Here is a 24,158-nt window from a genome sequence, read left to right as displayed (position 1 = left end):
CCTATTGTTCGCGCCGCCAGCGGCACTCACGGCACCACCTCCGTGCCGATGCCTTTCTGGGTGAACATCTCGAGCAGGATCGAATGCGGGATGCGGCCGTCGATGATCGCCGACTTCGCGACCCCGCCCTCGACCGCTTCGAGGCACGCCGCCATCTTGGGGATCATGCCGGCCTGCAGCGTCGGCAGCAGCTCGCGCAGCTCGGCGACCGCGATAGTCGAGACGAGCGTGTCGCGGTCGGGCCAGTCGCGGTAGAGGCCGGCGACGTCGGTGAGGATCACGAGCTTCTCGGCCCCCAGCGCCACGGCGAGCGCGGAAGCGGCCGAGTCGGCGTTGACGTTGAGCGACTGGCCGGGCGTGTCGACATCGGGGGCGATCGAGGAGACGACGGGGATGCGGTCGGCGTCGAGCTGGGCGATCACCGGTTCGGGATTGACGCCCACGACGTCGCCGACGAGGCCGAGGTCGACCTCGACGCCGTCGACCATCGCACCGCGCTTGCGACCGCGGAACAGCCCGGCGTCCTCCCCCGAGATCGCGGCCGCGAGCGGGCCGTGCTCGTTGATGTGGTTGACGATGGCGGGGCTGACCTGGCCGGTAAGCACCATGCGCACGACATCCATCGCCTCGGGGCTCGTGTACCGGTAGCCGCCCCGGAACTCGCTCTCGATCTTGAAGCGGTCGAGCATGGAGGAGATCTGCGGGCCGCCGCCGTGCACGATCACCGGTCTCACGCCGGCGGTGCGCATGAAGACCATGTCCTCGGCGAAGGTGCGCTGCAGCTCGGGAGTCACCATGGCGTTGCCGCCGAACTTGATGACGACGATGCGGTCGCGGTAGGTCTGCAACCACGGGAGCGCGTCGATGAGGGTGGCCGCCTTCTCGGCGGCGAGGGCGAAGTCGTCGGGTTCGTGTGTCGTCGTCATCAGCTCGAGTAGGCGCTGTTCTCGTGAACGTAGTCGTGGGTGAGGTCGTTGGTGAGGATCATGGCGGAGGCGTCCCCGACGCCGAGCTCGATGAGCACGTTCACGATGCGCTCGCTCAGGTCGACCTCCTCGCGCGGCCGGTCGGGCCCGCCTGCGTGGCAGACGCGCACGCCGTTCATGCTGACGTCGACGGCGTAGGGGTCGAACTCGGCGCTCGTCGTGCCGATCGCGGCGAGCACGCGGCCCCAGTTCGGGTCGTTGCCGAAGATGGCGGCCTTGAACAGGTTGTTGCGGGCGACGGAGCGGCCCACCTCGACCGCGTCGTCCTCGCTCGCCGCGCCCTGCACGTCGATGCGGATGTCGTGGCTCGCGCCCTCGGCGTCGGCCTGCAGCTGCAGCACGAGCGAGCGGCACGCCTCGACGAGCAGCGCCGTGAACTCGTCGACCGAGGGGGCCACACCGGATGCCCCGCTGGCGAGCAGCGTCACCTGATCGTTGGTCGACATGCAGCCGTCCGAGTCGAGCCGGTCGAAGGTCAGGCGCGTGGCCTCGCGCAGGGCGCGATCCAGCTCGGCGGCCGGCAGGTCGGCGTCGGTCGTGATGACCGACAGCATCGTCGCGAGCCCGGGCGCGAGCATCCCCGCCCCCTTCGCCATGCCGCCGATCGTGTAGCCGGGGCCCGTCACGGTGACCGTCTTGGAAACCGAGTCGGTCGTCATGATGGCGCGCGCGGCATCCTCTCCCCCGTCGGTCGCGAGGGAGCCGGCCGCCGTCGCGACGCCGGCCAGGAGCGCGTCGCGGTCGAGCTGCTCGCCGATGAGGCCCGTCGAGCACACGAGCACGTCGCCGGCATCGACCCCGAGGTGCTCGGCGACCGCCTCGGCCGTCGCGTGGGTGGTCTGGAAGCCCTGGGAGCCCGTGAAGCAGTTCGCGCCGCCCGAGTTGAGCACGATGGCGCGCACGTCGCCGTCGGCGATGACCTGGCGCGACCAGATGATGGGGTTCGCCTGGGCGCGGTTGCTCGTGAACACGGCGGCGGCGGCCGAGCGCGGGCCCCGGTTGACGACGAGGGCGAGGTCGAGGGCCCCCGTCGACTTGAGCCCGGCGGCGACGCTCGCCGCCTCGAATCCTGCTGCGGCGGTGACGGTCATGGGGCGACTCCGTTCCGGGGCAGGCCGAGGTCTTCGGGCAGGCCCAGTGCGAGGTTGAGGGACTGCACGGCGGCGCCGGCAGTGCCCTTGACGAGGTTGTCGAGTGCGACGACGACGACCACGCGGCCGGCGTCCTCATCGACGGCGAGGCCAATGAGGGCCGTGTTGGCTCCCACGACGTCGGCGGTCTTCGGGAAGTGGCCGTCGGGCAGCACGTGCACGAACGGCTCGGAGGCGTACGCCGACTCCCACGCCGAGCGCACGCTGGCCGCGTCGGCGCCGGGCTCGAGACGGGCGGTGATGGTGGCGAGGATGCCGCGGCTCATCGGCACGAGCACGGGGGTGAAGGAGATGCTCGGGTGTGCGGCGCCGGCAACCCGGAGGTTCTGCAGGATCTCCGGGATGTGGCGGTGCGTGCCGCCGACGGCGTACGGGGAGGCCGAGCCCATGAGCTCGCTGCCGAGCAGCATGGTCTTGAGAGCGCGGCCGGCGCCGGAGGGGCCGACGGCGAGCGCCGCGGTGAGGTCGGCCGGCTCGATGACCTCGCTGCGGATGCCCGGGGCCAGGCCGAGCGAGACGGCGGTCACGTTGCACCCGGGCACGGCGATGCGCCGCGCGCCGCTGAGGTGCTCGCGGTGGCGGGAGCCGTCGGCGTGCAGCAGCTCGGGCAGGCCGTACGTCCAGGCGCCGTGGTACTCGCCGCCGTAGTAGCGCTCCCAGTCGGCCTCGCTCGTGAGGCGGTGGTCGGCTCCGCAGTCGAGCACGAGCACGTCGTCGGGCAGCGTCGCGGCGAGGGCGCCGGAGGCACCGTGCGGCAGTGCCAGCACGACGGCGTCGTGGCCGGCGAGCACCTCGGGCGTGGTCTCGGCGAACGTCAGGTGGTCGAGCGAGCGCAGGTGGGGCTGAACGTCGATGAGGCGCTGGCCCGCGTTGCTGTGCGCGGTGACGGTCGTCACGTCGACACCGGGGTGGTCGGCGAGCAGGCGCAGCACTTCGCCGCCCGCGTATCCGCTGGCTCCGGCGACGGCGATCGAGACAGTCATGTCCTCCAGCTTTCCAGGTTTTGCGCCCGCCGGGGTGCGGGAGGGCGCGGTGCGGGGCGTCGGCGACGCGCCGCGGCGGCGGTCAGGCTCGCAGCTGCGCGCCGAATCGCTCGGTCGCGACGGCGAGGCCCGCGGTCTTCGCGTCGGTCGCCTCGGCCGCCGTGAGGGTGCGGTCGGTCGCGCGGAAGCGCAGGGCGAAGGTGATCGACTTGGTGCCCGCCTCGAGCCCGTCACCGCGGTAGTCGTCGACGAGCGCGGCCTCCTCCAGCAGCGCGCCGGCACCCTCGATGATCGCGGCGCGCACGGCTCCCGCGGGCGTGTCGATCGGCACGACGACCGAGAGATCCTGCGTCGCGGCGGGGTAGCCGGCGATGACTCCGGCGGCCACGTGGCCGGTGCTCAGCGAGAGCAGGCGGTCGAGGTCGAGCTCGAGCACGGCCACCTGCCGCGGCAGGTCGCGCTCGATCGCGACAGCGGGCAGCAGCTCGCCGGCGACGCCGACCTGCTCGCCGTCGACGAGGAGCGCAGCCGTGCGGCCGGGGTGCAGCGCGGCATGGTTGCCGGTCTCGACGGCGAGACGCACCCCGAGTACGGCGGCGATGCGATGGGCGGCGTCGAGCGCGTCGGCGAGCCCGGCGGTCTCGGCGGCTTGGCCGACTCCGCGGGGCCGGCGGCCCCCCAGCACGAGCGCGCTGACGTGCCAGGGCTGGTGCGGGATGCTCGACTCGAGCTGCTCGAGGGTGCCCGGTTCGGGCCGCTGCGTGCCGAGGGGCACATCGGTGACGCCGTACTCTCGGCCCGTGGCGGGCAGGAACACCGTGCCGATCTCGAAGAGCGCGAGGTCGGTGAGTCCGCGGGAGACGTTGCGGTGCGCGATCGCGGCGAGGCCGGGCAGCAGGCTCACCCGCAGGCGCGCCGCCTCCGCGTCGAGCGCGTTGGCGAGCCGCACCTGCGCGTGGTCGTCGCCCACCATGAGGGCGTTGTCGGCAGCGCTCACGAAGGGGTACGCGAGCACCTCGGTGAGCCCGGCGGCGGCGAGCGCGTCGGCGATCGCGCGGCGCGCGCGCTGGCCGCGCGTGAGACCGCGCCCGGGGGGCGCGACCGGCAGTCGAGCGGGAATGCGGTCGTAGCCGACGATGCGGGCGACCTCCTCCGCGAGCGAGGGGGCGTCGACGAGGTCGGGGCGCCAGCTCGGCGGGGTCACGCGCCAGCCGTCGTCGCCCGGCGAGACGGAGCATCCGACGGCGACGAGGGAGTCGGTGATCTCGTCGAGCGAGAAGTCCACGCCGACGAGGTTGTCGACGTAGCCCTCGGCGAGGTCGATCGTGGCGGGTCGGGTCGACTCGACCCACGCAGAGCCGAGGTCGACGGCCGTGCCCCCGGCGAGCTGCACGAGCAGGTCGACGACGCGCTGCGCTGCCGCTTCGGCCACGAGCGGGTCGACGCCGCGGGCGAAGCGCTTGGAGGCTTCGCTGGGCAGCTTGTGGCGCCGCGCGGAGCGCGCGATCGTGACGGGCTCGAAGTTCGCCGCCTCGATGAGCACGTCGGTCGTGCCGTCGCTCACCTCGGTGCTCGCACCGCCCATGACGCCCGCGATGCCGATCGGTCCGGAGTCGTCGGTGATGAGCAGGTCTTCGGGGTCGAGTGCGCGCGACTGGTCGTCGAGCGTCGTGAGGGTCTCGCCGGCCGCGGCGCGCCGCACCACGATGCCGCCCTGCAGTCGCGCGAGGTCGTAGGCGTGGATCGGCTGGCCGAGCTCGAGCATGACGTAGTTGGTGATGTCGACCGTGAGCGAGATCGAGCGGATGCCGGCGAGCGTCAGCCGCGCGACCATCCACGGGGGGCTCGGCCGCGTCGGGTCGATACCGCGCACGACGCGGGTGACGAACACGTCGCAGCCACGGCGACCGCGTACGGGCGCCCGGTCGTCGATCGTGACGGGGAAGCCCTCGCCGACGCCGATCTCGAGGCTCGAGGCCGGGTCGCGGAAGGCTGCGCCGGTGGAGTTGGCGTACTCGCGGGCGATGCCCCGCAGCGAGAGCGTGTAGCCCCGATCGGGTGTGACGTTGACCTCCACGGCCACATCGTCGAGCCCGAGCAGGGCGATCGCGTCGGTGCCGACCTCCGGGTCGAGGCCGAGCTCGGCGAGCCGCAGAATGCCGTCGTGCTCCTCCCCGAGGCCCAGCTCGCGGGCCGAGGCGATCATGCCGTCGGAGACGTGGCCGTAGGTCTTGCGCGCCGAGATCGGGAACGGGCCGGGCAGCACCGAGCCGGGCAGCGAGACGACGACCTTGTCGCCGACGTGGAAGTTGGGGGCGCCGCACACGATGCCGTGCACGTCCGGCTCCCCGTCGGCGAGGGTGCCGGTGCGCACCTGGCACCAGCGGATGGTCTTGCCGTTCGACTGCGGCTCGTCGACGTACTCGAGCACCTCGCCGACGACGATCGGGCCGGTGAGCGGCACGCCGTGCACGTCCTCCTCCTCGAGCCCGACGCGGACGAGGGCGGCGTGCACGTGCGCGGCATCCTCGAGCGGGTCGCCGGACGCGGGAACCTCGACGAACTCGCGCAGCCAGCTGAGCGGGGCGCGCATCAGACCACCATCCCGAACTGCTGCGAGAAGCGGGTATCGCCTTCGACCATGTCGCGCATGTCTTTCACGTCGTTGCGGAACATGAGCGTGCGCTCGATGCCCATGCCGAAGGCGAAGCCCTGGTACTGGTCGGGGTCGACGCCGGCGGCGCGCAGCACGTTGGGGTTGACCATGCCGCACCCGCCCCACTCGATCCAGCGCGCGCCGTCTTTGAAGGTCGGGTGCCAGACGTCGAGCTCGGCGCTCGGCTCGGTGAAGGGGAAGTAGCTGGGGCGCAGGCGGATGCGCGCACCCTCGCCGAACAGCGCGCGGGCGAGGTGCTCGAGCGTGCCGCGCAGGTGGGCCATGGTCAGGCCCTTGTCGATGGCGATGCCCTCCATCTGGTGGAAGACGGGCGTGTGGGTCGCGTCGAGCTCGTCGGTGCGGAACACCCGGCCGGGGGCGACGACGTACAGCGGCACGCCGCGGTCCAGCAGCGAGCGCACCTGCACGGGGCTCGTGTGGGTGCGCAGCACGAGGTGGCGCTCGACGGGGTCGATGAAGAAGGTGTCTTGCATCGCGCGCGCCGGGTGGTCGGGGTCGAAGTTGAGGGCGTCGAAGTTGAACCACTCGTTCTCGAGCTCCGGGCCCTCCGCGACCTCCCAGCCCATGCCGATGAAGATGTCGCTCATCTGCTCCATGAGCGCGGTGAGGGGATGGCGGGCGCCGAGCGCCCGCAGCGCCGGAACGGCCGTGACGTCGAGGGTCTCGGCCGTCAGTCGTGCCTGCTCCTCCGCGACGGCGAGCTCGCCCTCCCGCGCGCTGATCGCCTGCGCGACGCGTCCGCGCGCCTGCCCGACGAGCTTGCCGAGCTCGGCCTTCTGCTCGGCGGGCACCTCGCGCAGCCGCGCATTGAGCTGCGCGAGCGGCGAGGCTTCCCCCGCGTGAGCCGATTTGGCCGACTTGAGCGCGGCGGTGTCGGCGGCGGCGGCTACGGCGGCGAGCGCCGCCTCGACGGCGGCGTCGACCGCGGGGGCGGTGTTGGCGTCGGAGGGGGGGTGCGCAGAGCTGTCAGGCACGATGCACCAGTCTAGTCAGCCGAGGCAGCGGCCTCCGCGCGCAGGGCGAAGGCGCTCTCGTACAGGCAGACGGCGGCCGCGGTCGCGAGGTTGAGTGATTCGGCGTGCCCGTAGATGGGCACGATCACCGCCCGGTCGGCGAGGTCGAGCTGCTCGGGGGTGAGACCGCGCGCCTCGTTGCCGAACAGCCACGCCGTGGGGCCGCTGAGGTCGCCGTCGGAGCGCGCGGCGAGCAGGTCGTCGCCGGAGACGTCGGCGGCGAGCACGCGCACGCCCCGCTCGCGCAGCCGCCCGAGGGTCGTCTCGAGCGGCACGCCCACGACGACGGGGAGGTGGAAGAGCGACCCCGTGGTGGCGCGCACGGCCTTCGGGTTGAAGACGTCGACGCTCGTGCCGGTGAGGATGACGGCGTCGGCGCCGGCGGCATCGGCGACGCGGATGATCGTTCCCGCGTTGCCCGGGTCGCGCACTTCGTCGAGCACGGCCACGAGACGCAGCTCGCGCTCGAGCAGCTCGTCGAGCGCGAGGGGGAACTGCCGGCAGACGGCGACGACCCCTTGCGGGGTGACCGTGTCGGCGACCGCGCCCAGCACGGCCTCGCTGACCGGGTCAACGGTCACGCCGGCGGCGGCGGCCGCGCGCGCGAGCGCGGTGTGCCGGTCGATCGCCGCGGTCGTCATGAACAGCTCGCGCACGAGCTCGGGCCGAAAGCGCAGCGCTTCGGCGACCGCCTGCGGGCCCTCGAGCAGGAACAGCCCGGTCTCGGCGCGCTGGTTCCTCTTGGCCAGCTTGGCCGCGGCGCGCACGCGCGGAGAGCGCGGGTTGTCGATCATGAGCGCCATGCTAGCCACGCGCGAGTGAACGGCCGGTGAAGCAGGCCGTGCACACGACTACGGCGCGCCCCCGTGCGGGGGCGCGCCGTCGGTGCGGTGCTGCGTGCGGGCCTGACTCAGGCCGCGGGGCACACGTTCCTGACGCTCAGGCCGCGGGGCTCTTCGGCGCCGAGGTGTCGGCAGGCAGAGCCTGGCGCGCGGTCTCGACGAGCGAGGCGAACGCGGTGGGCTCGTTGACCGCGAGCTCGGCGAGCATGCGGCGGTCGACCTCGACCCCGGCCAGGCCGAGGCCCTGGATGAGGCGGTTGTAGGTCATGCCGTTCTGGCGGGCAGCGGCGTTGATGCGCTGGATCCAGAGGCGGCGGAACTCGCCCTTCTTGGCGCGACGGTCGCGGTATGCGTAGACGAGGGAGTGGGTGACCTGCTCCTTCGCCTTGCGGTACAGGCGCGACCGCTGACCGCGGTAGCCCTCGGCGCGCTCGAGGATGACGCGACGCTTCTTGTGGGCGTTGACGGCCCGCTTCACTCTTGCCATGTTCGGTGTCCTTCAGTTCGTCGTGTACTCGGCGTTACTTCTTGCCGATGAGCTTCTTGATGACCTTGGCGTCGGCCGGGGCGAGGACGACCTCGCGGTTGAGGCGACGCGTCACCTCGCTCGACTTCTTCTCCAGGTTGTGGCGCATGCCGGCGCCCTGCTTCATGACCTTGCCGGAGCCGGTCAGCTTGAAGCGCTTCTTGGCACCGGAGTGCGTCTTCTGCTTGGGCATGGTGTTTCCTCTTCTTCCGTGTCGCGCAGCGCTCTGCTGCGCTCAGTCTTCGGTGGTGGTCGTGGAGTCGGCGGCGGACTTCTGCTGCGCCGCGGCCTTGGCCGGGGCCTTGGCGGCCGTCGCCTCGGCCTTGCGGGCCGCGCGCGTGGCGTTGGCCTCGGCCTTCGCGTCTGACTTGTTCTTGAGTGGTCCGATGATCATGACCATGTTGCGACCGTCGATCGTGGGCGTGTTCTCCACGACGCCGTACTCGGCGACATCCTCGGCGAAGCGCTGCAGCAGGCGCACGCCCTGCTCGGGGCGGGACTGCTCGCGGCCGCGGAACAGAATCATCGCCTTGACCTTGTCGCCGGCCTTGAGGAAGCCTTCCGCGCGCTTGCGCTTCGTCTCGTAGTCGTGCGAGTCGATCTTCAGGCGGAAGCGCACCTCCTTGAGGATGGTGTTCGCCTGGTTGCGACGCGCTTCCTTCGCCTTCTGGGCGGCTTCGTACTTGTACTTGCCGTAGTCCATGATCTTGACGACGGGCGGCTTGGAGTTGGGCGCGACCTCGACGAGGTCGAGGTCGGCCTCCTGCGCCAAGCGCAAGGCCACCTCCATCTTGACGACGCCGACCTGCTCGCCTCCCGGCCCGACGAGGCGGACCTCGGGGACGCGGATGCGGTCATTCGTTCTCGGTTCGCTGATGCGATTCTCCTCTTCGTGACAGTGGGGGGCGAACGACGGGCATCGAGCCCGGCCGTTCCGAGAGAGGAGAGCTTCCGTGGCGCACAGCCACTACCACCCGCGGCCCTCGAGCGGCCTTGCTGCTGCCGTCGAGCGGGGTGATGCAACCCGGTAACCTAGTGAAGCGGTCAAGCGCGGGTGGGAGATTCTCCACTTTCGTACCGGGGTTCAGGCCCCGGAGCCCGCATCAGACTACCAGCACCCCGCCCAGTTCGTCACCGTCCGGCTGCGCGGGGTCGTTTCGAGAGGTTCCATGAGCGACTCATCACCCCTGCCCGGCGACCCCACCCTGGCTGCCGACCCGTCGCGCGACATCGCCGACGTGCCCGCCGTCGAGATCATCAACACCGTGAGCGTGCACCTGCTGAGCGCCGCCGCCGTCAAGTGCGGTCTCTCCGAGAACGGGGAGGCGGAGCGCGATCTCGCCGAGGCCCGCAAGCTCATCACCGCCCTCGCGGGGCTCATCACGGCCGCCGCCCCCGAGCTCGGGGACCACCACGCTCGCGTGCTGCGCGACGGCCTGCGCTCGGTGCAGCTCGCCTTCCGCGAGGCCTCGCCGTTCCCCGACGCCCCCGGGCAGGGGCCGGGCGAGAAGTACACGGGAGCCGTCAGCTAGAGCACGGTCGCCTCAGCGGGCGACGACTCATCAGCGGGGTGCGGCGATCGGCTGCACCGAGAGCGAGTCGAGCGACAAGGCGACGGTCGCATCCGCCGCCCAAGCCGCGCTGAGCGCCCCGACGATGTCGCGCAGCCGCTCGGGGGCGAGCCCCGGCTCGATCGCGAGACGCACGATGACCTCGGGGTCGGCACCTCGGCCGAGGGGGTCGCCGGCGATGAGGCTCGCCGCCCACACCTCCGGGTGCGCCTCCGCCGGGCGGGCGATCGCCTCGAGCACCGCGTCGTCCTCGACGGCGGGCACCCACGGCACCTGCTGGGCGATCGCCCACACGGCGGGGCGCGGCAGCACCAGCTCGGTCTCGCCGCGGGCGTCGATGACGATGCGGTCGGTGCTCTCGGAGGCGGCGGCGAGGGCGACGCGCACCGCGTCGGCCGGCACCGGCCGGGCATCCTCTCGCCAGTGGGCCATCGCGGCGACCGAGGAGAACACGGGCAGGATCGCCCGGCCGTCGGGGCCGCTCACCGTGATGATGGAGAGCTCTTGGGACTTGTCCACGAGAGCGCCGCTCTCGGCGACCCCCGTCTCCCCCGCGACGGCGACGAGCGGGATGAGGAACCGGCACGCGCGCACGACGTCGACGACCTCGCGCAGGCTGGCGCGGCCGTCGCGCAGCGCGGCGACGATCGCGAGGAACTCAGTCGGTGCGCTGCCGTCGTCCTGCGCGCTCGGGTTCGGCTCGAAGTGCCGCCCCGCCCAGGGCTGGCCGGCCGAATCGTGCTGCGCGGGCGACACGGGATGCCCGGCGCTAGCGACCGGCGACGTCGAGCGCCTCGGGAAGGGTGAAGGCGCCCGCGTACAGCGCCTTGCCCACGATAGTGCCCTCGAGGCCGAGCGGCACGAGCTCGCGCAGCGCCGCGATGTCGTCGAGGCTCGAGACGCCGCCCGAGGCGATGACGGGCCGGTGGGTGTGCTCCATGACGGAGCGCAGCAGCTCGAGGTTCGGGCCCTTGAGGGTGCCGTCCTTGGTCACGTCGGTGACGACGTAGCGGGCGCAGCCGGCGAGCTCGAGGCGCTCGAGCACCGCCCACAGGTCGCCGCCCTCCTCCGTCCAGCCGCGCGCCGCGAGCGTCGTGCCGCGCACGTCGAGGCCGACCGCGATCGCCTCGCCGTACTCGGCGATGACGTGCGCCGCCCACTCGGGGTTCTCGAGAGCCGCGGTGCCGAGGTTGATGCGCTTCGCGCCCGTCGCGAGCGCCGCCTCGAGGCTCGCATCGTCGCGGATGCCGCCGGAGAGCTCGATGTTGACGCGCTTCGGGGTCGTCTTGACGACCTTCTTGATGATGGCGCGGTTGTTGCCGCGCCCGAAGGCCGCATCGAGGTCGACGAGGTGGATCCACTCGGCACCCTGGTCGGCCCACTCGTGGGCGGCGTCGACCGGGTCACCGTAGTTCGTCTCGGTGCCGGCCTCACCCTGCGTGAGCCGCACCGCCTTGCCTCCGGCGACGTCCACCGCGGGCAGCAGCGTCAGGGCGGGGACGGTGGAGAACTCGCTCATGGATCACTCTCGGGTCGAATCGGCTCACGGGGCGCCCGAAGGCGCAGACACAAACACCACATCGTACTCCGCACGACGTGCCCGGGAGGACACCGGTGCGGGCTACAGCGTGCGCAACCAGTTGCCGAGCAGTGCGAGGCCCGCGCTGCCCGACTTCTCGGGGTGGAACTGCGTGGAGGTGAGCGGGCCGTTCTCCACCGCGGCGACGAAGCGCTCACCGTGCTCGCTCCACGTGACGCGCGGTGCACGGATCTTCGGGTTCGTCACCTCGAGGCTCCAGTCGTGGGCCGCGTAGGAGTGCACGAAGTAGAAGCGCTCGTCGTGCAGGCCGTCGAAGAGCGTCGAGTCTGCGGGCGCGTCGACGGTGTTCCAGCCCATGTGGGGCACGGTCGGGGCCTGCAGGGCCGTCACGGCACCCGGCCATTCGCCGAGGCCCTCGCACACGTCGCCGTGCTCTTCGCCGCGCTCGAACATGATCTGCTGGCCGACGCAGATGCCCAGGACCGCGCGGCCCCCCGCGAGGCGGCGGTCGACGAGCTCGTCGCCGCGCACCGCGCGCAGAGCATCCATGACCGCGCGGAAGGCGCCCACGCCGGGAACCAGAAGGCCGTCGGCGGCCATGACGCGCGCTCGGTCGGCCGTGAGCTCGACGCGCGCTCCCGCCGCCTCGACGGCCTTGACCGCCGAGTGCACGTTGCCCGAGCCGTAGTCGAGCACGACCACGAGAGGGGAGGTCACGACTAGAGCGCTCCCTTGGTGGAGGGCACGCCGCTCACGCGGTCATCGAACTGCACCGCCTGGCGCAGAGCCCGCGCGAAGGCCTTGAACTCGGCCTCGGCGATGTGGTGCGGGTCGCGGCCGGCGAGCACCGTGAGGTGCACCGTGAGGCCCGCGTGCATCGTGATCGCCTCGAAGACGTGGCGCACCATCGAGCCGGTGAAGTGGCCGCCGATGAGGTGGTGCTCGAAGCCGGCCGGCTCGCCGGCGTGCACGAGGTAGGGGCGGCCGCTCACGTCGACGACCGCCTGGGCGAGCGCCTCGTCGAGCGGCACCAGAGCGTCGCCGAAGCGCGCGATGCCGACCTTGTCGCGGAGAGCCTGACCGATCGCCGTGCCGAGCACGATGCCGGTGTCTTCCACCGTGTGGTGCACGTCGATGTCGGTATCGCCGTGGGCGGTCACGTCGAGATCGATGAGCGAGTGCTTGGCGAAGGCGGTGAGCATGTGGTCGAAGAACGGCACGGTCGTCGAGATGGACGAGCGGCCGGTGCCGTCGAGGTCGACGCGCAGCTCGATGCTCGACTCGCTCGTCTCGCGACGCAGCTCGGCGACGCGGGGAGAGGTGCTCTCGGGGGTGCTCACCGGTTCATCCTACCGAGCACCTCGAGGAACTCGGTCGTCTCGTCGGGCGTGCCCGCCGTCACCCGCAGGTGCCCGGGAAGCCCGATATCGCGAATGAGGATGTCGTTCTCGAGCAGGTACTGGAAGGTCGCCTGCGGGTCGTCCACTCCCCCGAACAGCACGAAGTTGGCCCCGCTCTCGTGGGGCGTGTAGCCGAGTGCGGCGAGCTCGACGACGAGGCGGTCGCGCTGGGCGCGGATCGCGTCGACCGTCTCGAGCATGAGCGGGGCGTGCTGCAGGGCGGCGACGGCGGCCGCCTGGGTGAGGGCGGAGAGGTGGTACGGCAGCCGGACGAGGCGCAGGGCATCCACGACGGCGGGATCGGCCGCGAGGTAGCCGAGGCGCGCGCCGGCGAAGGCGAAGGCCTTGCTCATGGTGCGTGAGACGACGAGGCGCGAGCGGCCGGGCAGCAGGCTGAGCGCGCTCGGCTCGCCTTCGGGCAGGAACTCGGCGTAGGCCTCGTCGACGATGACGATGCCGCGCGCGACCGCGCAGACCGCCTCGATCGTGTCGAGGCCGATGGGCGTGCCGGTGGGGTTGTTGGGCGTGCACAGGAACACCAGGTCGGGGTCGAGACGCTCGACCGCCGCGACGGCGGTGGCGGGGCTCAGCCGGAACTCGGCGTCGCGCTCGGCGGTCACCCACTCGGTGCCCGTGCTCGAGGCGATGATGGAGTGCATCGAGTAGGTGGGCGGAAAGCCCAGAACGCTGCGCCCCGGGCCGCCGAAGGCCTGCAGCAGCTGCTGGATGACCTCGTTGGAGCCGTTGGCGGCCCACACCTGCTCGGGCGCGATGCCTTCACCGAGGTAGGCGGCGAGGTGCTCGCGCAGGGCGGTGAACTCTCGGTCGGGGTACCGGTTGACGGAGCGCAGGGCATGCTCGACCGCGGCGGTCACGTGGGCGACGACGACCTCGGGAATGGGGTGGGTGTTCTCGTTGACGTTGAGCGCGATGCGCACCGGCTTCTGCGGGGCCCCGTAAGGGTGCTGCCCGCGCAGATCGTCACGGATGGGGAGGTCGTCGAGGCTCGTCACTCGCCCATCGTAGAGGCGCGTGGGCCGACGACCGCGCGGGCGTAGGCCCACGCGGAGAGACTCAGCCCGCGTAACGCTCGGGAACGATGAGCACCTGGCCGGGCTGGACACTCGCGCTGTCGAGGCTGTTGACCGCGAGCATGTCGGCCACTACATCGGCGGGGTTCGCCTCGGGGGCGAGCGTGCCGGCGAGGGACCACAGCGACTGACCGGCCTGGACGGTGACGGTCGTGGGCGCCTCGGCACCGGAGGTGGCGGTCGCTCCCCCGCCGTTGAGCGCGAGCATGATGAGCGCGATGACGAGGGGAAGCGACACGAGAGCAGTGATGACCGCGCGCCCGCGACGGGTGAGGCGCAGTCGCGTGCGGGGCGCGGCGGGGAGCGCGAACCCGGTGCTGTAGGTGATGCTGCTCATCACGGGCCTCCTTCTGTCGGGGGAACCAGGTGCCCCGGCAGCGGGGGAGCTGCCGGGGCAGGCACCCGATCTCGGCCGGGAGATGAGGGTGCGAACCTGTGTTCCGAACATACCTTCGATCGAACACACTTTCAAGCCCCCGGCCCTTTTCTCTCACGAATCATGCGACACACTCGAACAGATGTTTGAGTTGCCACCCTTTCGTGGATAGAGTTTCGAGGGTTCGAGTGCAGTCAACGGCAGACCACCGACATTGGTCACACCGGCACTGACGGCTGGCACTCGACACGACACGAGGGAGAACCCCATGGCCGACGAGACCGTCGACATCAGCACGGCACCGAGCGCCGCGGCACCCGGCACGCGCCGCCGCACGACGCTGAGCGACAAGCAGCGCGCCATCCTCGGGTTCATCCAGTCCTCCGTCGCGAGCCGGGGCTACCCGCCGAGCATGCGCGAGATCGGCGAGGCCGTCGGGCTCTCCTCGCTCTCGAGCGTCGCCCACCAGCTCGGGCAGCTCGAGCTGAGCGGCTACCTGCGCCGCGACCCCAACCGGCCCCGCGCGCTCGAAGTGCTCATCGACCTCGAGCCCGATACGACCATCACGATCGACACCCCAGTGTCGACGAGCCCCTCCGTCGGCGACGCCGCCATGGTGCCGCTCGTCGGGCGCATCGCCGCGGGCATCCCGATCACCGCCGACCAGATGGTGGAGGAGGTCGTGCCGCTCCCCCGCCAGCTCGTCGGCAAGGGCGAGCTGTTCATGCTCACCGTCGTCGGCGACTCGATGATCGACGCGGCCATCTGCGACGGCGACTGGGTCGTTGTGCGCCAGCAGGCCACGGCCGAGAACGGCGAGATCGTCGCCGCGATGCTCGACAACGAGGCGACCGTCAAGGTGTTCAAGCAGCGCGACGGCCACACCTGGCTGCTGCCGCGCAACTCGGCCTTCGAGCCGATCCTCGGCGACCACGCGACGATCCTCGGCAAGGTCGTCAGCGTCATGCGGAAGGTCTAGCGCACTCCGGCAGTCGGGGCGGCCGGCGTCGCCGTCTCGATCGCGAAGGGTTCGAGCTGCGCCGCAATCGCGCCATTCACGAGCGCGTGAACGCGCGTTCCCGCCTCTTCGTAGTCCGTGCCGAGCACGCGGCCGCGCTCGTGGACGAGCGAGACGAGCTCTCCGCGGTCGTAGGGGATCACCACGGTGACCTCGACCTCCGGGTCGGGCAGCGTCTCGGCAATGCGCGCGCGCAGCTCGTCGACTCCCTCGCCCGTCTTCGCCGACACGAAGACCGCACCAGGCACGAGGCCGCGCAGCAGGAGGCGCGCATCATCGTCGAGGAGGTCGCTCTTGTTGATGGCGACGATCTCGGGGAGGTGGCGCGCATCCACCTCGCCGATGACGTCTCGCACGGTCGCGAGCTGCGCCGCGGGGTCGGGGTGGGCGCCGTCGATGACGTGCACGATGACGTCGCTGTCGGCGACCTCCTCGAGTGTCGAGCGGAAGGCTTCGACGAGCTGGTGCGGCAGGTTGCGCACGAAGCCGACCGTGTCGGCGAGGGTGTACGGGCGCCCCTCGGGGGTCGTCGTCTTGCGCACGGTCGGGTCGAGGGTCGCGAAGAGGGCGTTCTCGACGAGCACGCCCGCGCGCGTGAGGCGGTTGAGCAGGCTCGACTTGCCGGCGTTCGTGTACCCGGCGATCGCGACGCTTGGCACCGCGAAGCGGTCGCGGTTGGCGCGCTTCGCCGCTCGAGCCGGCGCGAAGCCCTTGATCTGGCGGCGCAGCTTCGACATGCGGGTGTGGATGCGGCGGCGGTCGAGCTCGATCTTCGTCTCACCCGGACCACGGCTGCCCATGCCGGCCCCTGCGCCGCCGACCTGGCCACCGGCCTGGCGCGACATCGACTCGCCCCAGCCGCGCAGGCGCGGCAGCAGGTATTCGAGCTGCGCGAGCTCGACCTGCGCCTTGCCCTCGCGGCTCTTGGCGTGCTGGCTGAAGATGTCGAGGATGACGGCCGTGCGGTCGATGACCTTGACCTTCACGACGTCTTCCAGGGCGCGCCGCTGACTGGGGGCGAGCTCGGTGTCGGCGATGACCGTGTCGGCGCCGAGCTCCCCCACGATGAGGCCGAGCTCGGCGGCCTTGCCCTTGCCCAGGTAGGTGCTCGGGTCGGGGTTCGGGCGGCGCTGCAGCAGGCCGTCGAGCACCACGGCACCGGCGGTCTCGGCGAGGGCCGCGAGCTCGCGCAACGAGTTCTCCGCCTCATCGAGGGCGCCCTGCGCGTAGATGCCGATGAGGATGACGTTCTCGAGCCGCAGCTGCCGGTACTCGACCTCGGTGACGTCGTCGAGCTCGGTCGAGAGACCGCCGACGCGACGCAGGGCCGCACGGTCCTCGCGGTCGAACTGGTCGCCGTCGCGGTCGTGGGCGTAGTCGTTGTCGACCTGCAGTGCGGCAGCCCTGCCGCCGTGCAGCGTCACCGAGCGGGCGTGCGAGTCGGCGTTCGCCAGGACGCGCGCCACAGCATCCGCCCCCGCATCGCGCGGCGCGGATGTCTCGCCCGCCTCGGCGGCAGGGTCGTGCGAGGGTGTCTCGGTCATCGTCGCTCACTGTACTCGCGTTACTTCGGTAGATTCTGGTGTCATGGCGGCCGATCACTACTTCAGCGATCAGCCGCAGGGAGAGCTCGTGCTCTCTCCCCTCACGGTGACGCTCGCCGATCGGGAGATCGAGGTCGTCACGGCCGGCGGCGTCTTCAGCCCGCGGGCGCTCGACGCCGGCACGCGCGTGCTGCTGACCTCGGCGCCTCCCCCGCCGACGACGGGCCACGTGCTCGACCTCGGCTGCGGCTGGGGGCCGATCGCCCTGAGCCTCGCCCTGCGCTCCCCCGACGCGACCGTGTGGGCGGTCGACGTCAACGAGCGCTCGCTCGACCTCACCCGGCGCAACGCCGCGCGGCTGGGGCTCTCGAACGTGACGGCCGTGCGGCCTGAGCAGGTGCCCGACGACGTGCGGTTCTCGACGATCTGGTCGAACCCGCCCATCCGCGTCGGCAAGCATGAATTGCACGGGATGCTCGAACTCTGGTTGCCGCGCCTCGAGCTCGACGCCTCGGCCTGGCTCGTCGTCGCGCGCAACCTCGGCTCGGATTCCCTGCACCGCTGGCTCGAGGAGTCGTTCGCGGGATGGGCGAGCGTCGCACGAGCGACTGCCGACAAGGGCTATCGCGTGCTGCGGGTGCGGCGCACCGCCGGCGAGGCGAACGCCCTCTAGACGAGCAGCGTGCCGTCGAAGACGAGCTCGGCGGGCCCGCTGAGGGCCGCGTGCTCGCCGTCCTCCGCCGCGAAGATGCGCACCCCGAGAACGCCACCGGGTACCTCGACGCGCCATTCTGTGGGAGCGGACTCGCCCGCCCAATGCCGCACCGCGAGGGCGGCCGCGACGGCGCCCGTGCCGCAGGAGAGGGTCTCGCCGCTGCCGCGCTCGTGCACGCGCATGCGGATGCGCCCCACGCCGTCGACCACGAGCGGGTCGGCGGGCACGACGAACTCGACGTTCGCGCCGGCCTCGGGCACGGGGTCGAGCACGGGCGCCTCGCTCAGGTCGACCGACTCGAGCTCGGCCTCGCTCGCGAGCGCGACGACGACGTGCGGGTTGCCGACGGAGATGCCGAGGCCGGGGCGGGGCACGGGCAGGGCGCGCGCGGTCACGGTGGGTTCGCCGCCCTGCAGCGACCAGCGACCGAGGTCGACGGCGAAGCCGTCGGCGATGCGGTGCACGTCGCGCACTCCCGCGCGCGTGCCGACGGGCAGCGACTGGCCGTCCTCGAGCGTCGCGAGGCCGTTCTCGAGCAGGTAGCGCACGAAGACGCGGATGCCGTTGCCGCACATCTCGGAGGCGCTGCCGTCGGCGTTCGTGTAGTCCATGAACCACTCCGCGTCCGGGTCCTCCGCGAGGGCGGCGGCGCCCTCGGGCAGGTTCGCCGACCGCACGGCGCGGATGACGCCGTCGCCGCCGACGCCGCGGTGCCGGTCGGCGAGGGCCGCGCGCGCGGCGACGGTCAGCGGTCGGTCGCCGGCCGGATCGGAGTACAGCACGAAGTCGTTGCCGGTGCCGTGGCCCTTCGTGAAGCGCAGCAGGGAGCTCATCGGGCCATGCTATCGACGCCGTCGGGGAGGAGAATCCGTGCAGCGTGCTCGAGCCGATCCTCGGCGGCCGCGTCGACCCAGTGGACCGTCCCGTCGCGGCGAAACCAGCTCACCTGGCGGCGCGCGTAGCGGCGCGTGAGGGACTGCGTCTCGCTCACCGCCTCCGCCTCACTCACCCGCCCGGCGAGCTGACCAATCGCCTGCGCGTAGCCGATGGCCCGGCTCGCCGTCACGCCGCGCTCAAGACCGAGCGGTAGAAGGCCGCGCACCTCATCGAGCAGGCCGGTACGCCACATTCCTTCGACACGGGCGTCGAGGCGCGGCACGAGCGCCGAGCGCTCGAGGCGCAGGCCCACCTGCCGGTAGGGGCGCCAGGGCCGCTCGCGCGCGGCGAGCCCGGCGCTGAAGGGCTCGCCGGTGAGGTCGCCGACCTCGAGGGCGCGCACGATCCGCCGCCCGTTGTGCGGCCCGATCGCCTCGGCGGCGGCGGGGTCGCGCCGCTGCAGCTCCTCGTGCAGTGCGGCGAGCCCGCGCTCGGCGAGCACGCCCTCCCAGTGCGCGCGACGCTCGGGGTCGGTGCCCGGAAACTGGAAGTCGGTGAGCACGGCGGCGACGTAGAGGCCCGAGCCGCCGACGAGCAGCGGTGTGGCGCCGCGCTCGGTGATCGCGTCGATCGTGCGCCGGGCATCCTCTTGATAGCGCGCGACGGATGCCTCCTCGGTGACGTCGAGGACGTCGAGGAGGTGGTGCGGGATGCCCTCGCGATCGCTCGGGGGCAGTTTCGCGGTGCCGATGTTCATGCCGCGGTAGAGCTGCATGGCGTCGGCGTTGACGATCTCGACCGGGCGGCCGGCGTCGGTCCAGCGTCGCGCGAGCGCGAGGGCCAGGTCGCTCTTGCCGGTGCCCGTGGCGCCGACGACGGCGAGGATCACGACCGCGCGCGCAGCCCCGGCAGCCCGAGGGAGACCCGTGCGCCCGCGGCCGGTGCGCCGGGCGCGGGCACCGCGCACGACTCGGCCTGGGCGCGGTCCCACGCGTCGCCCGAGCGGGTGCGGCGGATGCGCAGCGGGCCGGGCTCGTCGGCGAGCAGGTGGAAGGGCGCGGCGCGCGTGATGACCGCGGTCACGATGTCGCCGGGGCGGGGGCGCTCGCCCTCGTGGGGCAGGGCGACGTGCGCGAGTCGGCCGTCCTCGGCGCGCCCGGTCAGGCGCTCGCTCTCGGCGTCCTTGCGGCCTTCGGCGCTCGAGACGAGAACGTGCACCTCGCGGCCCACCTGGTTCTGGTTCTCCTCGAGGCTGATGCGCTCCTGCAGGGCGACGAGGCGCTCGTAGCGCTCCTGCACGACCTCTTTGTGCACCTGGTCGTCCATCGTGGCGGCGGGTGTGCCAGGACGAATGGAGTACTGGAAGGTGAAGGCGCTCGCGAAGCGGGACTGCTCGACGACACGCAGGGTCTCGGCGAAGTCCTCTTCGGTCTCGCCGGGGAAGCCGACGATGATGTCGGTCGTGATCGCGGCGTGCGGGATGCGCGTGCGCACCCTCTCGAGGATGCCCAGGAAGCGCTCGCTGCGGTACGAGCGCCGCATCGCTTTGAGGATGCGGTCGGAGCCCGACTGGAGGGGCATGTGCAGCTGGGGCATGACGGCCGTTGTCTCGGCCATGGCGTCGATGACGTCGTCGGTGAAGGCGGCGGGGTGGGGGCTCGTGAAACGCACGCGCTCGAGGCCGTCGATCTCGCCGGCGGCACGCAGGAGCTTGCCGAAGGCGAGGCGGTCGCCGAACTCGACCCCGTAGGAGTTGACGTTCTGGCCGAGAAGCGTGACCTCGATCGCGCCGTCATCGACGAGCGCCTGCAGTTCGGCGAGGATGTCGCCTGGCCGACGATCCTTCTCCTTGCCGCGCAGAGCGGGGACGATGCAGAAGGTGCACGTGTTGTTGCAGCCGACGGAGATGCTCACCCAGCCGCTGTGCGTCGACTCGCGGCGCGTGGGCAGGGTGGAGGGGAAGGTCTCGAGGGATTCGAGGATCTCGAGCTGGGCCTCGCCGTTGTGCCGCGCGCGCTCGAGCAGGGCGGGAAGGGACCCCATGTTGTGGGTGCCGAAGACGACGTCGACGTAGGGCGCCTTCTCGAGGATGACGTTTTTGTCCTTCTGGGCGAGGCAGCCGCCGACGGCGATCTGCATGTCGCCGCCGCGCTCGCGCTTGACGCTCGCGAGCATGCCGAGGTTGCCGTAGAGCTTGTTGTCGGCGTTCTCGCGCACGGCGCACGTGTTGATAACGACGACGTCGGCATCGCCCTCCTCAGCCCGGACGTAGCCCGCGGCCTCCAGCGAGCCGCTCAGCCGCTCGGAGTCGTGCACGTTCATCTGGCAGCCGAACGTGCGCACCTGGTAGGTGCGCGTGCGCTCGAGGACGGGGATGGACATGCTGCCAGCTTACGTGCGTGCTACGCCTCGCACAGCGGCCGTGCAGCCGCGCACTATATGTCACTTAGTCGTGCAGCAGACCCTTCGATGTCAAAGTCTCACGAGTAGTAGGACCACACCTACTGCAATCAAAACGATTCCTAAAGCACACCACGCGAGTGCGAATCGCACTGACAACTTGTAACCGAGCTCGTCGTCCATTCGCGCTGCCGCCTTCTTCGCTCCCACTCGATTGAGATCGTCTCTTGCTCGCGGGGCGAACGCGTGGCGTCGCGCCCAGACAATCGCAGCAGCGATTAGCAACAAGACGCCGAGGTAGATCAGAGCCTGATCCCAGGTTGCGGGAATCGCAGCTGATGAGTTTGCCACTAGTCGGTCCATGCCCACGCCAAACCCACGGAACATCCTGCACCTCCTCCGGGGGCCCACCCGCCCTCAGCGTAAAGCGACGGAGACCAGTTCCAAGTTTGGTCTACGATCCCGATGCCGCCTCCGGCATAGCCACCGAAAGGCCCAACTGAGCCGGTGCACTGTAGCCCTACAGAGAGCCCGGAAGTCTTGTTCACTGACCCTCCGGCGTTTGCGTATAGGCCAACCTCGGGCCCGGCGGAGACCCCGATTGCGTTTAGGTGGTCGTTGTCGTTGCCCACTCGAGTCACCTCCACGCATGCCACATAGCAACCCTTGAGCCCGATATCGGCGCCCGCGGGGGAGTTGCCCGGCGCCGCTTGGGGCGAGCCGCCGATACCGCCGCCGCCGCCTCCACCGCCCGGCTGTGCTGGCGCGGCGGGCTTCGGCTTATTCAGGAGGTTGTTCGCATTGTTTATCTCCTGGATATAGCAGCCAACGTGCTTGTGAGCGCAGGAGTAGTTTCCACCCCCGCCGTCATGAAGCGCCTGACCCTTCATCCCAGAGAGGTCAAGCTTGTTGATCGGATCCGTCGGATAGACGTAGCTGTTGTCGACGCCGCCCTCGACCGGGTCCACGCTCAGGAACCTGCCCAACGCCGACACATACACGCGCGCGCCCATCTGGACGATCGCGACCGACCCCTGGTGTTCGTAGAGCTTCCGGTGCGCACCGACGAACGCGTAGTCCGCGTCGCCGTCGGCGTTGTCGATCACCGCATCATCCGCACCCGTGGTGCCGATTCGGCCGGTGAGCGGGTCGATGGGCTGCCCGAACGGATCGAACCGCACCACGGCAGCTGAGCGCACTCCGTCGCCGTCGGCCTCCAGGACGATCGAGCCCTGCAGGTTCGGACACGACCACTGCTCACGCGCCTCAGACCCCAGCACGAAGCGCACTGCTGCACCTCCGGGAAGGGAGACGGTGTATTCGGAGACCTGGTCTTGAGCATCCAGAACCAGGCCCGACACGTCAGCAGCCGCCGCATGCGCGTACCGGGTGGCCGACTGCTCAATGCCATCGACCGTGACCGTGCGGGCCACGATGCGGTTGGTCACATCGCGGGTGTAGGACACCTTCGTGGCCACGCCAGCATCAGTGACCGTGGTCGACAGGTGACGGTTCGCCAGATCGAACTCCAGCGACTGATCGGCCAGAGTCGTCGTGTTGCCGTGCGCGTCATACGCCAACTCAGCCGGAGCGAGGCCGTCGGCGACCGGGTTCGCCGCAGGGATCGCATCACCGGTGACCGTGGAGGCCAGCAGACGGTCAGCCTGGTCGTAGCAGTACGACGTCGACGTCTCCGTCATCGTCGGGACACCCTCCACATACACGGTGTGCTTGTCGGTGTAGGAGGTGCGGTTGCCGTTCAGGCCCGCGTTCGCCCCCGCACCCGTGATGCCGGCCGTCGCGCAGGCCACGATGCGGTTGGTCGCATCGCGCGTGGAGGACATGTCTAGGCTCCTGGCTCGAGCAGCTCCAGTCGTCGCACGAGCGAGCCAAAGTACTCGAGGCAGCTCTCCTCGAACTCAGTGTCGACGGAGAGCAGCAGACAGTTGCCTCGAACCACCAGGTTGCCTCGTCGGAGATCAACGCCCAGGAAGGTGTAATCCTCCGTGTCGCCATCGGTGCCGGAGAACCCCACCTCTCGCCAGGCCACGATCCGCACGTCCGCACCTTCAGCGGCAAATTCGGGGGCTTGAACACGCTCGCTCGCGATGCGTTCAATGCTGGTGGCTTGGAAGCCCTCACCCACGTAGCCGGCTGCGCAGGCCTCGACCAGACCGTCCCGAGCACGCAGAAGCTCTGCCGCCTGCGTCGGCGAGTCGAAGAGCCGACCATAGCCCTCGAGCGTGGACCCCACGTCGCTTCGCCACACGTCGATTGCGGACACCGGATCGTCACTGGAACCGTCGGTCAGGAGAATCGGCCGAAGTAGGAGCAGGTTCTCGCACTCCTCGGGATCGATATCCGATCCCAGCAGGTCGAGCTCCTCGTCGAGGGCCTGGCCAGCCGGAACGGGCCCCGCGCCCGCGGTGGCCTCGCTGACAAACTCGGCACTCAGCCTGGGAGTGACCTCGGGCAGTTCGAGCGCCCGCTCGTCAAATACCGGCTCCGCAGCAGGCAGAGCGATGCACCCTGTCAGGCAGATCGACGCAGCAGCAAGCACGGCGCCAGTACGCAACAGCATCGACGGCAGAGACATCACAGGAACCTCATCTCGGGAAACCCTGATCGCGCTGTGCGCGCGACGAGCACCCGACGAACCGCGCGACGTGATGCATGCTCAGCCTGAGGCCAACTGGGTCGTGGTGTCAATCCACCGCCGCGCTGATCGCTGAATGCCGTGGCGGTAGATCGACCCGCGAAACCCCTAGCGGAACTGGACGCGGTGAGCAGTGTCGCCGCCGTAGCCGCTGTCGCGCTCGTCGAGCGCCTGACGCGCGGCCTCGCGCGCGGGGCTGCCGCCGTGACCCTTGCGGGCCAGGAAGTCGACGAGGCGGCGCTCGGCGGTCGTGCGGTCGAGGCCGCCCAGGCGCCGAGCGCGATCACGTGCGAGCTCGAGGACGAGGTCGTCGCCGTCCTCCTCCTCGGCCTCACTCAGCGCCTCCTCGATCGCGTCGCGATCGATCTTGCGACGCATGAGCTCTTGGCGCAGCGCCGAGGGCCCCAGCTTCTTGCGGGTACGGAGACGCTCGACGAGGTCGGCCGCGAGTGCGCGGTCGTCGATGAGGCCGACACGTTCGAGCCGGTCGAGCTCGGACTCGGCCACGCACACGTCGATCTCGCGCCGCAACAGGAGGTCGCCGATCTCGGCGCGCGACTGCCCGCGACGGGTGAGCGCGTGCATCGTGATGTTCTCGGCCCGACGCTCCTGCGCCGCATACTCGGAATCTGCGTCACCCTCGGCGAGGTCTTGCGCCTCAGCCTCCGCGCGCGCGAGGCTCTCCGCCTCGCGCGCGCCGGGCAGGTTCGTGACGGGGGCGCGCGCGTCCTCCCCGCCCGAGCCGCTGAGGCGCATCCGGCGCCCGCTGCCGTCGGCAGAGCGGGCTCGTCGG

Annotated in this window: 25 protein-coding genes; 3 read left to right on the top strand and 22 right to left on the bottom strand. The window is 71.1% G+C overall.

Annotated elements, in window-relative coordinates; all coding sequences use genetic code 11:
- Window positions 1-26 precede the first annotated feature (26 nt).
- From argB to infC, 9 genes are all read right to left on the bottom strand, one after another.
- On the bottom strand, window positions 27-926 hold the full coding sequence (argB, locus tag RJQ01_RS00570; protein WP_350474750.1) for an acetylglutamate kinase: 900 nt from the start codon (window positions 924-926) through the stop codon (window positions 27-29).
- The gene (gene argJ / locus RJQ01_RS00565; RefSeq protein ID WP_350474749.1) at window positions 926-2,077 is read right to left on the bottom strand and encodes a bifunctional glutamate N-acetyltransferase/amino-acid acetyltransferase ArgJ; all 1,152 of its coding nucleotides are present in this window, start codon (window positions 2,075-2,077) and stop codon (window positions 926-928) included. The genes argB and argJ overlap by 1 nt, the downstream gene beginning before the upstream one ends.
- On the bottom strand, window positions 2,074-3,120 hold the full coding sequence (argC, locus tag RJQ01_RS00560; RefSeq protein ID WP_350474748.1) for an N-acetyl-gamma-glutamyl-phosphate reductase: 1,047 nt from the start codon (window positions 3,118-3,120) through the stop codon (window positions 2,074-2,076). Before argC ends, argJ begins: the two co-directional genes overlap by 4 nt.
- Before the next feature lie 82 nt (window positions 3,121-3,202).
- Entirely contained in the window at window positions 3,203-5,713 is a 2,511-nt protein-coding gene (gene pheT / locus RJQ01_RS00555; RefSeq protein WP_350474747.1) for a phenylalanine--tRNA ligase subunit beta, read from the bottom strand.
- On the bottom strand, window positions 5,713-6,771 hold the full coding sequence (gene pheS / locus RJQ01_RS00550; RefSeq protein ID WP_350474746.1) for a phenylalanine--tRNA ligase subunit alpha: 1,059 nt from the start codon (window positions 6,769-6,771) through the stop codon (window positions 5,713-5,715). Before pheS ends, pheT begins: the two co-directional genes overlap by 1 nt.
- A gap of 11 nt (window positions 6,772-6,782) precedes the next feature.
- Window positions 6,783-7,604 carry a TrmH family RNA methyltransferase gene (locus RJQ01_RS00545; RefSeq protein WP_350474745.1) on the bottom strand — a complete coding sequence of 274 codons (822 nt, stop codon included), beginning with the start codon at window positions 7,602-7,604 and terminating at the stop codon, window positions 6,783-6,785.
- Window positions 7,605-7,749: 145 nt separating this feature from the next.
- Window positions 7,750-8,139, bottom strand: coding sequence for a 50S ribosomal protein L20 (gene rplT, locus RJQ01_RS00540; RefSeq protein ID WP_152582746.1), 390 nt, complete (start codon window positions 8,137-8,139; stop codon window positions 7,750-7,752).
- A 34-nt stretch (window positions 8,140-8,173) separates the two neighbouring features.
- The gene (gene rpmI, locus RJQ01_RS00535; RefSeq protein WP_350474744.1) at window positions 8,174-8,371 is read right to left on the bottom strand and encodes a 50S ribosomal protein L35; all 198 of its coding nucleotides are present in this window, start codon (window positions 8,369-8,371) and stop codon (window positions 8,174-8,176) included.
- 42 nt (window positions 8,372-8,413) lie between these two features.
- Complete coding sequence (gene infC, locus RJQ01_RS00530; RefSeq protein ID WP_350474852.1) at window positions 8,414-9,055, bottom strand: translation initiation factor IF-3; 642 nt, start codon at window positions 9,053-9,055, stop codon at window positions 8,414-8,416.
- Between the two features lie 292 nt (window positions 9,056-9,347).
- Between infC and RJQ01_RS00525 the strand changes: the two genes are divergently transcribed.
- Window positions 9,348-9,710 (top strand): DUF1844 domain-containing protein, encoded by a 363-nt coding sequence (locus RJQ01_RS00525; protein WP_350474743.1) that lies wholly within the window; start codon window positions 9,348-9,350, stop codon window positions 9,708-9,710.
- 30 nt (window positions 9,711-9,740) lie between these two features.
- Here RJQ01_RS00525 and RJQ01_RS00520 read toward each other — a convergent pair whose 3' ends face one another.
- The 6 genes from RJQ01_RS00520 to RJQ01_RS00495 form a co-directional block, all read right to left on the bottom strand.
- Window positions 9,741-10,505 carry an SseB family protein gene (locus tag RJQ01_RS00520; protein ID WP_350474742.1) on the bottom strand — a complete coding sequence of 255 codons (765 nt, stop codon included), beginning with the start codon at window positions 10,503-10,505 and terminating at the stop codon, window positions 9,741-9,743.
- 13 nt (window positions 10,506-10,518) lie between these two features.
- On the bottom strand, window positions 10,519-11,268 hold the full coding sequence (gene priA, locus RJQ01_RS00515; protein WP_350474741.1) for a bifunctional 1-(5-phosphoribosyl)-5-((5-phosphoribosylamino)methylideneamino)imidazole-4-carboxamide isomerase/phosphoribosylanthranilate isomerase PriA: 750 nt from the start codon (window positions 11,266-11,268) through the stop codon (window positions 10,519-10,521).
- Between the two features lie 102 nt (window positions 11,269-11,370).
- On the bottom strand, window positions 11,371-12,006 hold the full coding sequence (hisH, locus tag RJQ01_RS00510; RefSeq protein ID WP_350474740.1) for an imidazole glycerol phosphate synthase subunit HisH: 636 nt from the start codon (window positions 12,004-12,006) through the stop codon (window positions 11,371-11,373).
- A 2-nt stretch (window positions 12,007-12,008) separates the two neighbouring features.
- Window positions 12,009-12,629, bottom strand: coding sequence for an imidazoleglycerol-phosphate dehydratase HisB (gene hisB, locus RJQ01_RS00505; protein ID WP_350474739.1), 621 nt, complete (start codon window positions 12,627-12,629; stop codon window positions 12,009-12,011).
- The gene (locus RJQ01_RS00500) at window positions 12,626-13,702 is read right to left on the bottom strand and encodes a histidinol-phosphate transaminase (RefSeq protein ID WP_350474738.1); all 1,077 of its coding nucleotides are present in this window, start codon (window positions 13,700-13,702) and stop codon (window positions 12,626-12,628) included. Before RJQ01_RS00500 ends, hisB begins: the two co-directional genes overlap by 4 nt.
- A gap of 61 nt (window positions 13,703-13,763) precedes the next feature.
- Window positions 13,764-14,117 carry a LysM peptidoglycan-binding domain-containing protein gene (locus RJQ01_RS00495; RefSeq protein WP_350474737.1) on the bottom strand — a complete coding sequence of 118 codons (354 nt, stop codon included), beginning with the start codon at window positions 14,115-14,117 and terminating at the stop codon, window positions 13,764-13,766.
- Window positions 14,118-14,424: 307 nt separating this feature from the next.
- On the opposite strand from RJQ01_RS00495, the gene lexA reads away from it, so the two are divergent.
- Window positions 14,425-15,135 (top strand): transcriptional repressor LexA, encoded by a 711-nt coding sequence (gene lexA, locus RJQ01_RS00490; protein WP_350474736.1) that lies wholly within the window; start codon window positions 14,425-14,427, stop codon window positions 15,133-15,135.
- Here the strand turns inward: lexA and hflX are convergent.
- A complete protein-coding gene (gene hflX / locus RJQ01_RS00485) occupies window positions 15,132-16,718 on the bottom strand; it encodes a GTPase HflX (protein ID WP_350474735.1) in 1,587 nt (528 codons plus the stop codon). The genes lexA and hflX overlap by 4 nt on opposite strands.
- 43 nt (window positions 16,719-16,761) lie before the next feature.
- On the opposite strand from hflX, the gene RJQ01_RS00480 reads away from it, so the two are divergent.
- Window positions 16,762-17,391 carry a class I SAM-dependent methyltransferase gene (locus RJQ01_RS00480; protein ID WP_350474734.1) on the top strand — a complete coding sequence of 210 codons (630 nt, stop codon included), beginning with the start codon at window positions 16,762-16,764 and terminating at the stop codon, window positions 17,389-17,391.
- Here the strand turns inward: RJQ01_RS00480 and dapF are convergent.
- The 6 genes from dapF to RJQ01_RS00450 all read right to left on the bottom strand — a co-directional run.
- Complete coding sequence (gene dapF / locus RJQ01_RS00475) at window positions 17,388-18,266, bottom strand: diaminopimelate epimerase (RefSeq protein WP_350474733.1); 879 nt, start codon at window positions 18,264-18,266, stop codon at window positions 17,388-17,390. The two genes, RJQ01_RS00480 and dapF, sit on opposite strands and share 4 nt — an antisense overlap.
- A complete protein-coding gene (gene miaA, locus RJQ01_RS00470; protein ID WP_350474732.1) occupies window positions 18,263-19,198 on the bottom strand; it encodes a tRNA (adenosine(37)-N6)-dimethylallyltransferase MiaA in 936 nt (311 codons plus the stop codon). Before miaA ends, dapF begins: the two co-directional genes overlap by 4 nt.
- Window positions 19,195-20,691 carry a tRNA (N6-isopentenyl adenosine(37)-C2)-methylthiotransferase MiaB gene (gene miaB / locus RJQ01_RS00465; protein ID WP_350474731.1) on the bottom strand — a complete coding sequence of 499 codons (1,497 nt, stop codon included), beginning with the start codon at window positions 20,689-20,691 and terminating at the stop codon, window positions 19,195-19,197. The genes miaA and miaB overlap by 4 nt, the downstream gene beginning before the upstream one ends.
- A 368-nt stretch (window positions 20,692-21,059) precedes the next feature.
- Window positions 21,060-22,553 carry an RHS repeat-associated core domain-containing protein gene (locus tag RJQ01_RS00460; protein ID WP_350474730.1) on the bottom strand — a complete coding sequence of 498 codons (1,494 nt, stop codon included), beginning with the start codon at window positions 22,551-22,553 and terminating at the stop codon, window positions 21,060-21,062.
- A gap of 2 nt (window positions 22,554-22,555) precedes the next feature.
- Window positions 22,556-23,305 (bottom strand): hypothetical protein, encoded by a 750-nt coding sequence (locus tag RJQ01_RS00455; protein ID WP_350474729.1) that lies wholly within the window; start codon window positions 23,303-23,305, stop codon window positions 22,556-22,558.
- A 168-nt stretch (window positions 23,306-23,473) separates the two neighbouring features.
- The coding region (locus tag RJQ01_RS00450; protein WP_350474728.1) for a regulatory protein RecX at window positions 23,474-24,158 on the bottom strand (685 nt) is incomplete at its 5' end.

The sequence above is a fragment of the Microcella sp. genome (assembly GCF_040286215.1).
Classification (GTDB): Bacteria; Actinomycetota; Actinomycetes; order Actinomycetales; family Microbacteriaceae; genus Microcella.
Note: the sequence above shows the minus strand (reverse complement) of the source record. Positions and strands in the feature narration are given on the sequence as shown.

Bases quoted from the DNA above. Each gene is read 5' to 3' on its own strand.
- miaB (WP_350474731.1), bottom strand. From the start codon at position 20,691: ATGTCCATCCCCGTCCTCGAGCGCACGCGCACCTACCAGGTGCGCACG.
- hflX (WP_350474735.1), bottom strand. From the start codon at position 16,718: ATGACCGAGACACCCTCGCACGACCCTGCCGCCGAGGCGGGCGAGACA.
- lexA (WP_350474736.1), top strand. From the start codon at position 14,425: ATGGCCGACGAGACCGTCGACATCAGCACGGCACCGAGCGCCGCGGCA.
- argJ (WP_350474749.1), bottom strand. From the start codon at position 2,077: ATGACCGTCACCGCCGCAGCAGGATTCGAGGCGGCGAGCGTCGCCGCC.
- dapF (WP_350474733.1), bottom strand. From the start codon at position 18,266: ATGAGCTCCCTGCTGCGCTTCACGAAGGGCCACGGCACCGGCAACGAC.
- pheT (WP_350474747.1), bottom strand. From the start codon at position 5,713: ATGCGCGCCCCGCTCAGCTGGCTGCGCGAGTTCGTCGAGGTTCCCGCG.
- RJQ01_RS00525 (WP_350474743.1), top strand. From the start codon at position 9,348: ATGAGCGACTCATCACCCCTGCCCGGCGACCCCACCCTGGCTGCCGAC.
- RJQ01_RS00480 (WP_350474734.1), top strand. From the start codon at position 16,762: ATGGCGGCCGATCACTACTTCAGCGATCAGCCGCAGGGAGAGCTCGTG.
- argB (WP_350474750.1), bottom strand. From the start codon at position 926: ATGACGACGACACACGAACCCGACGACTTCGCCCTCGCCGCCGAGAAG.
- rplT (WP_152582746.1), bottom strand. From the start codon at position 8,139: ATGGCAAGAGTGAAGCGGGCCGTCAACGCCCACAAGAAGCGTCGCGTC.
- RJQ01_RS00455 (WP_350474729.1), bottom strand. From the start codon at position 23,305: ATGTCTCTGCCGTCGATGCTGTTGCGTACTGGCGCCGTGCTTGCTGCT.
- RJQ01_RS00460 (WP_350474730.1), bottom strand. From the start codon at position 22,553: ATGTCCTCCACGCGCGATGCGACCAACCGCATCGTGGCCTGCGCGACG.
- RJQ01_RS00495 (WP_350474737.1), bottom strand. From the start codon at position 14,117: ATGAGCAGCATCACCTACAGCACCGGGTTCGCGCTCCCCGCCGCGCCC.
- argC (WP_350474748.1), bottom strand. From the start codon at position 3,120: ATGACTGTCTCGATCGCCGTCGCCGGAGCCAGCGGATACGCGGGCGGC.
- RJQ01_RS00545 (WP_350474745.1), bottom strand. From the start codon at position 7,604: ATGATCGACAACCCGCGCTCTCCGCGCGTGCGCGCCGCGGCCAAGCTG.
- priA (WP_350474741.1), bottom strand. From the start codon at position 11,268: ATGAGCGAGTTCTCCACCGTCCCCGCCCTGACGCTGCTGCCCGCGGTG.
- rpmI (WP_350474744.1), bottom strand. From the start codon at position 8,371: ATGCCCAAGCAGAAGACGCACTCCGGTGCCAAGAAGCGCTTCAAGCTG.